Raw genomic sequence first — 7,746 nt, 5'->3', positions numbered from 1 at the left:
AAACAGCAGGGGCTTTTTTGTGTGCTAAACTTTTTCTGTCCTTCGGATGCAGCATATCCCAATACCGGTGCTTTAGAACAAGCCATTCCGCTGCTACAGTATAATCAATAGCGCTGCTTCCGGAACCATGCCGATGCAGCTCCATCTCCCCCCTTTCCATATGTCCATGCCTTTGTCTGTGGAACTGTTTCTGATAAAGCTTACTTGCTATAGGATCAGTTTCGCTTCTAAGTTTTGCGGCAATCTGATATCAGATGTTGATATTTTGCTGTTAACGGATAGGATATAGGAATAGATGTGTTATCACTTATTGGGAAATTGATCTAAATTCATTATTCTCCTATATGATTTTATAAATTGCAGCTCTTGTAGTCTGCTCTAATCTGATATTACTTGGGCATATCATCGATTATTCTCTCAATAACTTCTTATGAAGACACCCTAGCGTTTATAATGAGATCTGATCATAGGGTTTGTATACCTATCATGATTATATTATCTTGCTTCATATCGTCTATTATTTCCTCAATATTTTTAATTTGCAGGGAGAGTGTCGTAAGTAAATGGATTTTCGACTCCTTTATTGAATTGATTATCTTGTTCTATTTTTATTCAAGTTGTAAGATGCTCTTCAAGTATTATGAAATTAATTATTTGCATTCTTAATTTTAACTTTTTGCAATAGATTTACTGATTTCACTTATTGATTTTCCTCGTAGATTGGGCTGGTATTATATACGAATCATTTCCTTATTCTAGTAAAATAAAACCGATTTTAGCAATTTAAAGGGTCATTATCCTAGTTTTTAGTCGATAGTTTGCTGCTAAATTTTTATTAATAAAAATTTATTTCTCAGTTAATCAGTGATTTATTGTTTAAAGTGAAAAATAAATTTGACTTTATTAATTTTCGATGTATATTTGCATCACAGTAAAACAAAAAGGTGATACCTTTTCGGGGTGTAGCGTAGCCCGGTATCGCGCCACATTTGGGATGTGGAGGTCGTAGGTTCGAATCCTGCCACCCCGACAAAAAAGCTCTAACTTTAGTTAGAGCTTTTTTTGTGTCTTTATTTTATACTTTCAATATGATGAAAAGCTTTGCGTAGTCTATTTTCGATATAGTTGCTTTCTTCAAATTCTGTTGGAGCGTTGAATAGTTTGGAACCCATCCCTACAGCAGATACTCCAGCTTGAAACCATTCCGTCAGGTTTTGTTCTTCTAAGGATACTCCTCCGGTAGGCATAAACTTGAGTGATGGAAATAAAGGTTTAATTCCCTTTAAAAAATTTGATCCTAGTGCATCCCCTGGAAAAAGCTTTACTAGCGGGGCTCCTAGTTCTTCGGCAAGTGCAATTTCTGTAGGCGTCATACAACCGGGGATCCAAAGAATATGATGTTTTAATGTAACTTCCGCTATTTCTGGTTTAACAATGGGGCTAACAATAAATTCTGCTCCTATATCTAGGAAATCGAGGGCTTGTTGTTTTGTCTTAATTGTTCCAATTCCTAACTTTAAATCTTGGAAATGTTGATCTCGGTAGTTTAATAGTTGTTTGAAATTGTTAAAAGCTTCTGGACCTCTGTTAACGAATTCGAAAACACGTATGCCTCCGCTGTAACACGACTTTAAAATCTGGATACATTGATCGATATCGTCATGATAGTAAACGGGGATAATGGGAGAACTTTCAATCTTGGATAGGATAGTCTGCATGTTAATTATGATAAGTTGATGAAATCACCTTTGTTGAACAGTTTTTTAAAGCCTAGTTGAGTGGCTGTGTCAATAATTTCTTGTGAAGATTTATTTTCATATATAGCTGCAATTAAGCCTGCCATAAATGCATCTCCACTACCAATTCGATCGATGAGGGTATTTGTTTCTAAGATATCGCTTATTTTATTTTCTGATGGATTGTGATAAGTACCATAGAATAAATTATGATTGGCATTATCCATAAATCGAAAAGTATTAGCAACGTGCTTACATTTCGGATATTTTTCAAATATCTCTTGAGCAACTACACGAGCATAATCGAAATATTGGTCCACTGATGTTGAACGGGAAAATTGATCATTGATCGATGTTCCAAGCATTTTATTTTCAGCCCAGATATTGCCCATAATCACATCGCAATATGAAACTAAATGTGGCATAATGTCAAGAGGTTGTTTTCCATATTGCCATAATCTACTTCTATAATTTAGATCAACGGATATGGTTATTTTCTTTTCATGTGCCATTTTTAATGCTGTTAACATGAGATCTGCTAATTCGCTATTTAGTGCCGGCGTTAGGGCTGTCCAATGAAACCAGGAGCAATCCTTAAATAGATCATCCCAATCGATATCACCAGCTTTTAAAGTGGAAAAAGAGGAATGATTTCGATCATATATTACTTCTCCACTTGTTAAACCATTTGCTGATTGTAAAATGTAAGAACCTAAACGTTCCCCTCCAAATATAAATTTGGAGGTATTGACATTACGTTGATTCAAGATGTTCAGTATTTCTTTAGTTAGCGCGTGCTCAGGTGCAGCTGACACATAAGCACTAGGAATCGATAATGATGCTAGAGCAACCGCTACGTTGGCTTCAGAACCACCAGGATAAGCGTATACAACAGATTGGTCGGTATTAAAAAAATGTTGATCCTTTGCTTGCAGTCTATATAGAATCTCTCCAAAACAAAGGACTTTGTTATTATCCATAAGTTATAAGTTTATAGTTCTAAAGTAGTGTAAATAATTGTATTTATATAAGATTTATGCCCATAATTTCGAAAACGTTTTAGTAAATAAAGTTTTAAGGAAGTTTCTTTCATAATTAATTATTTCCTAAAATTGGTAACTTTAAATCTAACAATTATAAAATGGGGATATTGGATACATTTTCTTTAAGGAATCACGTCGTTGTGGTTACAGGTGCTACTGGTGTACTTGGGAAAGCTTTTGTAGATGCTTTAGCTGAAGCGGGTGCTAAGATTGCAGTACTTGGACGCAATACAGAAAAACTGCAAGAGCGGGTTGAAGCTATTGAAGCAAAAGGTGCTGAAGCTTTGGCGATACAAGTGGATGTGTTAAATGAGGAGAATGTGATAAGAGCCAAGGATGAAATATTGGCAAGATGGGGTACTATTAACGGTTTAGTAAATGCCGCTGGTGGTAATATTCCAGGCGCAACTATTCAACCAGATCAAAATCTTTTTGATCATGATGTTAAAGATACATTAAAAGCAATTGAGCTTAATTTATATGGTACAATTATACCGACACATATTTTTGGACGTGTGATTGCAGAATCGGGTAAAGGTTCTATTATTAATATTTCTTCTTTGGCTGCCAGTAGACCAATAACTAGAGTTTTAGGTTACACTGTTGCCAAACATGGTGTCGATGGATATACCAAATGGATGTCCGTTGAACTGGCTTTGCGTTATGGAGATAAAGTGCGCGTCAATGCGATCGCCCCTGGTGTCTTTTTAACGGAGCAAAATCGAAATTTATTAATGGATTCAAACGGTGCGTATTCTGATCGTGCTCAAAAGTTTATTAATGGAATGCCATTTCAAAGATTAGGGGAGCCAGATGAATTAAAAGGAACTTTAGTTTACCTCTTAAGTGATGCTTCGGCTTTAGTGACTGGTGAAACAATCTTTGTTGATGGTGGTTTTAATTCATGGTGTGGTGTTTAATAAATAGAGATGAATAAACTTGAACAAACTTGGAGATGGTATGGGCCGAATGATCCCGTTTCTTTAGTCGACATAAAACAGGCTGGTGCTACAGGTATTGTAACGGCATTACATCATATTCCACATGGTGAGATTTGGCCAGTAGCAGATATTTTAGAACGTAAAAGTGTGATTGAGAAGGCTGGATTAGTCTGGTCGGTTGTAGAGAGTCTTCCTGTTCATGAGGCAATAAAAACTGCGAATCAAGAGGCTGCATACTACATGCGCAATTACATTCAGTCACTGGAAAACCTGGCGAAATGTGGAATCCAAATTATAACCTACAATTTCATGCCGGTTTTAGATTGGACGAGGACACAATTAGATCTATTGATGAAGGATGGATCCAAAGCGTTATATTTTGATTGGATAGATCTAGCCGTATTTGATATTTATATTTTAAAGCGTGTGGATGCCAGAAGGGATTATTCGGATGAAATATTAGCCGGAGTGGAACGAAAATTTGCTTCGTATTCGCGATCTGATTTAAACGCATTAACTCAAGTTGTTTTAATGGGAATTCCTGGAGAAAAAGATCTTACACTTGAAGATTTAAATAATAGCATTGCTATATATAGTGAGATTGGTCGAGAAGGTTTATTGCGCAATTTATTACATTTCTTATCGTCAATCGCTGAAGTTTGTGAAAGTAGCGGAATAAAAATGACCATTCATCCTGATGATCCTCCATATGCAATTTTAGGTCTTCCACGAATTGTGAGTAATCAATCCGACTTGGAGGCCATCTTGGCAGGTGTTAATAAGCCTTTTAATGGAGTGTGTTTTTGCACGGGATCTCTTGGTGCAAGCCAGTCAAATGATGTCGTATCGATATTGGACAGGGTTAAAGACCGGGTTTATTTCGCTCACCTAAGAAATGTGAAAAAGGATCGTATGGGCAGTTTCTATGAAGCAGATCATTTGGATGGAGATGTCAATATGCATGCTATTATGCAGATTTTGGCTGCTGAAAATCAGAAACGGATTCGACCAATTCCGTTTAGACCTGATCATGGTCACCAAATGTTAGATGATTTAAATAAAGTAACTAATCCAGGGTATTCTGCTATAGGACGCTTAAGAGGGCTTGCAGAGCTTCGAGGTTTAGAATATGGGATTTTAGGTGAATAAAAAGAGAAGCATGTCTAACTTTATTAATGATAACTTTATTTTGCAATCGGATATCGCGCAACAACTCTATCATAATTATGCTAAAGACCTTCCGATTATAGATTACCATAATCATCTTCCCCCTGATCAAATATGCAGTAACCACCAGTTTGAAAATTTGACCCAAATTTGGTTATATGGCGATCATTATAAATGGCGAGCAATGCGCACTTTGGGAATTGAGGAGAAATATATTACTGGACAAGCTTCAGATTTTGAGAAATTTCAAAAATGGTCAGAAGTAGTTCCTCAGACAGTGAGAAACCCTTTGTATCATTGGACGCATATGGAACTTAACAATCCATTTGGTATCCATGAATTGTTAAACCCGTCTAATGCAAAGGATATTTATGCGCAAACGAAAGAGCAGCTCAAAGGTGCTAACTTCAGTACACAAAATTTGCTGACTCGATTTAATGTGGAAATGGTGGGGACAACGGATGATCCCATTGATCATCTAATCTTTCATAAGACATTAAATGCAAACGATGACTTTAAGACAAAGGTTGTCCCGACGTTTCGTCCGGATCAAGTGTTTCAATTATCAAAAGGAGATAAATTTCGATCCTATCTTCAAAAATTGTCGGACAGTTCTGGTACCCAGATATACCACATCGATTCTTTGCTCGAAGCGCTAGAACAGCGGATCAATTATTTTGACGCTTTAGGCTGTGTAGCTTCCGATCATGGATTGAAATACTTGCCAAAGAAGGGTAGCTTTAAGTTGACAGAAGTAAATGCTGTGTTTGTCGATGTACTCCATGGAGATGATACAAGGGCTTTGGAGTTTGAAGATAGCTTTACTTTTTATGTTTTGAATGAATTGTGTAAAAAATATCATGATAAACAATGGGCGCAGCAATTCCACCTGGGACCGTTGCGTGATACAAATAGGGGAAAATTAGCTGTTTTGGGTGCTGATACGGGATATGATTCGATTGGAGACTTTAAGCAAGCGGAACGAATGGCAGATTTTTTTAATGATCTCGATACAACAGACCAGTTGGCAAAGACGATTATTTATAATATCAATCCTGCCGATAATGCTGTATTTGGTACCATGATCGGTAATTTTCAGGGAGAGGGTATAAGAGGAAAAATTCAATTTGGTTCAGGCTGGTGGTATCAAGATCAGCTGGATGGGATGACGCAACAAATCAATGCACTTTCTAATTATGGCTTGATAAGTTGTTTTATAGGTATGCTGACAGATTCGAGAAGTTTCTTGTCTTATTCTAGACATGAATATTTTAGAAGGTTGCTCGCTAATATCTTTGCTGAAGATATTTTAAAAGGCTACTTACCTCATGATATTGATATGATCGGAAAAATTGTTGCTGATATCTCTTATTATAATGCTGCTGAATATTTTAAAAAGTAGTGTACTTAATTTGTTTTAAGATCAAGCTAATAGGCTTGATCTTCTTATTTCTATTGTATTTTCCAATTCGATTGTTTCAAAATCAGTATAGTGCGGATGCTTGATTAGGTATATCAGTTTTTTCATGGCAGTATGACCGATTTCGCTAGCGGGTTGTTTAATTCTGCTTAATGCAGGGTTTAAAGAGTCTGGAATGGAGATATTAGAAAATCCAATAACGGCTATTTCTTCGGGAACTTTAATATTAAGTTCTGCTAAGATTCCAAGTGTTCGGGTTGTGATGACATCGGTAGCACCAAATATGGCATTTAATTTATGTTCAGCATTTAAAGTCTTTTGAATCGCACTTTTTATTTGTTTGTCCAGTATTTCTGTATCTTGAATATTGCATTCAATAAAATAATAAGGTTTTAATGGAATTTCAAATTCTCGTAATGCTTCTTTATATCCATTAAGTCGATCTTTCGATACCCCCAGTTGATGTCCTGTGATATGGAGTATATTGGTACGGCCTTGTTCTAATAGATGTTTAGTAGCTTGATATGCCCCATCAAAATTGTTGACTCCAACTTTATCTGTTTTTAATTGATTAACCGTTCTGTCGAAGATGACAACAGGTTTTTGATTCTCTTGCAATTCCTTTAATAGATTTATATTTGATGTTTCGCTTACAGGAGAGATTAAGAGTCCGTCGATACCTCTGGAGTTTAATACTTCAATGCAAGATTTTTCCACAAGTACATCTTCCCTACTCTGCATAATGATGATATCATAGCCCGTTTCTATTGAAGCCTTTTGAATCCCATCTAATATTTCAGCGATAAAGGTGTTGTTTATAGCACATACAATAACTCCAATGGTATTGGTTTTGCCAATTTTTAGACTTTGAGCCACTTTATTGACGCTAAAATTCATCTCAGCAGCATAGTCCTGAACCATCTTTTTGGTTTTTTCACTTATTTCGTAACTATCGGATAATGCTTTGGAGACCGTGGAGATTGAAATATTGAGTGCTTTAGAGATATCTTTGAGGGTAGTCTTGGCCATTGTGCTTACTATTTTGGTTATTATGTATAGATAAAGGTATTTATAAATCTGAGATTAACCTAAATATTGTATCAATAGGTGAGGTTCTTTTTAGTTAGGATCAATCATTTTTTATTGATTATATCTTTAACGATAAATTAATCGTTCAATGTTACAGCAAGTTAAAGATAATATGAACAAATAAGACAGAAAACATTAGGAAGTGAAGGATAAAAGTTCCTATCTTTGCACCACTCCGCAAGGGAGGAACGGCCGATCCGGAAGGGGAAGCACTGAAAAAAGAAGGGTTTAATTTAGTTTAAACGCAGAAACAGAAGGAAAACAAAAAAATAAATTTTCACATTTATTTTGGAGATACCAAAAAGATTTCTACCTTTGCAGTCCCAAGGGAAACGAAGGGAAAACAAACA

Annotated in this window: 6 protein-coding genes and 1 tRNA gene; 4 read left to right on the top strand and 3 right to left on the bottom strand. The window is 36.0% G+C overall.

The genetic code is table 11. The features are described from left to right. Positions 1-956 precede the first annotated feature (956 nt). Positions 957-1,030: transfer RNA gene (locus B3P23_RS01470), tRNA-Pro, on the top strand. 40 nt (positions 1,031-1,070) lie between these two features. Here B3P23_RS01470 and B3P23_RS01465 read toward each other — a convergent pair. Beyond that, positions 1,071-1,718 carry a bifunctional 4-hydroxy-2-oxoglutarate aldolase/2-dehydro-3-deoxy-phosphogluconate aldolase gene (locus B3P23_RS01465; protein ID WP_248755151.1) on the bottom strand — a complete coding sequence of 216 codons (648 nt, stop codon included), beginning with the start codon at positions 1,716-1,718 and terminating at the stop codon, positions 1,071-1,073. A 5-nt stretch (positions 1,719-1,723) separates the two neighbouring features. Further along, on the bottom strand, positions 1,724-2,716 hold the full coding sequence (locus B3P23_RS01460) for a sugar kinase (RefSeq protein ID WP_045752113.1): 993 nt from the start codon (positions 2,714-2,716) through the stop codon (positions 1,724-1,726). 161 nt (positions 2,717-2,877) lie between these two features. On the opposite strand from B3P23_RS01460, the gene B3P23_RS01455 reads away from it, so the two are divergent. The 3 genes from B3P23_RS01455 to uxaC are packed head-to-tail and all read left to right on the top strand — an operon-like array spanning position 2,878 to position 6,289. After that, positions 2,878-3,699 (top strand): SDR family oxidoreductase, encoded by an 822-nt coding sequence (locus B3P23_RS01455; protein WP_293923951.1) that lies wholly within the window; start codon positions 2,878-2,880, stop codon positions 3,697-3,699. A 9-nt stretch (positions 3,700-3,708) separates the two neighbouring features. Continuing rightward, positions 3,709-4,869 carry a mannonate dehydratase gene (gene uxuA / locus B3P23_RS01450; protein WP_293923950.1) on the top strand — a complete coding sequence of 387 codons (1,161 nt, stop codon included), beginning with the start codon at positions 3,709-3,711 and terminating at the stop codon, positions 4,867-4,869. Between the two features lie 10 nt (positions 4,870-4,879). After that, positions 4,880-6,289 carry a glucuronate isomerase gene (gene uxaC / locus B3P23_RS01445; RefSeq protein WP_248755153.1) on the top strand — a complete coding sequence of 470 codons (1,410 nt, stop codon included), beginning with the start codon at positions 4,880-4,882 and terminating at the stop codon, positions 6,287-6,289. 21 nt (positions 6,290-6,310) lie between these two features. Here the strand turns inward: uxaC and B3P23_RS01440 are convergent, their stop codons facing one another. After that, complete coding sequence (locus tag B3P23_RS01440) at positions 6,311-7,336, bottom strand: LacI family DNA-binding transcriptional regulator (protein ID WP_293923949.1); 1,026 nt, start codon at positions 7,334-7,336, stop codon at positions 6,311-6,313. Between the last annotated feature and the right edge of the window lie 410 nt (positions 7,337-7,746).

Origin of the sequence: Sphingobacterium sp. UBA6320, from assembly GCF_002440335.1 — a bacterium.
In the GTDB taxonomy this organism is placed as follows: domain Bacteria; phylum Bacteroidota; class Bacteroidia; order Sphingobacteriales; family Sphingobacteriaceae; genus Sphingobacterium.
Note: the sequence above shows the minus strand (reverse complement) of the source record. Positions and strands in the feature narration are given on the sequence as shown.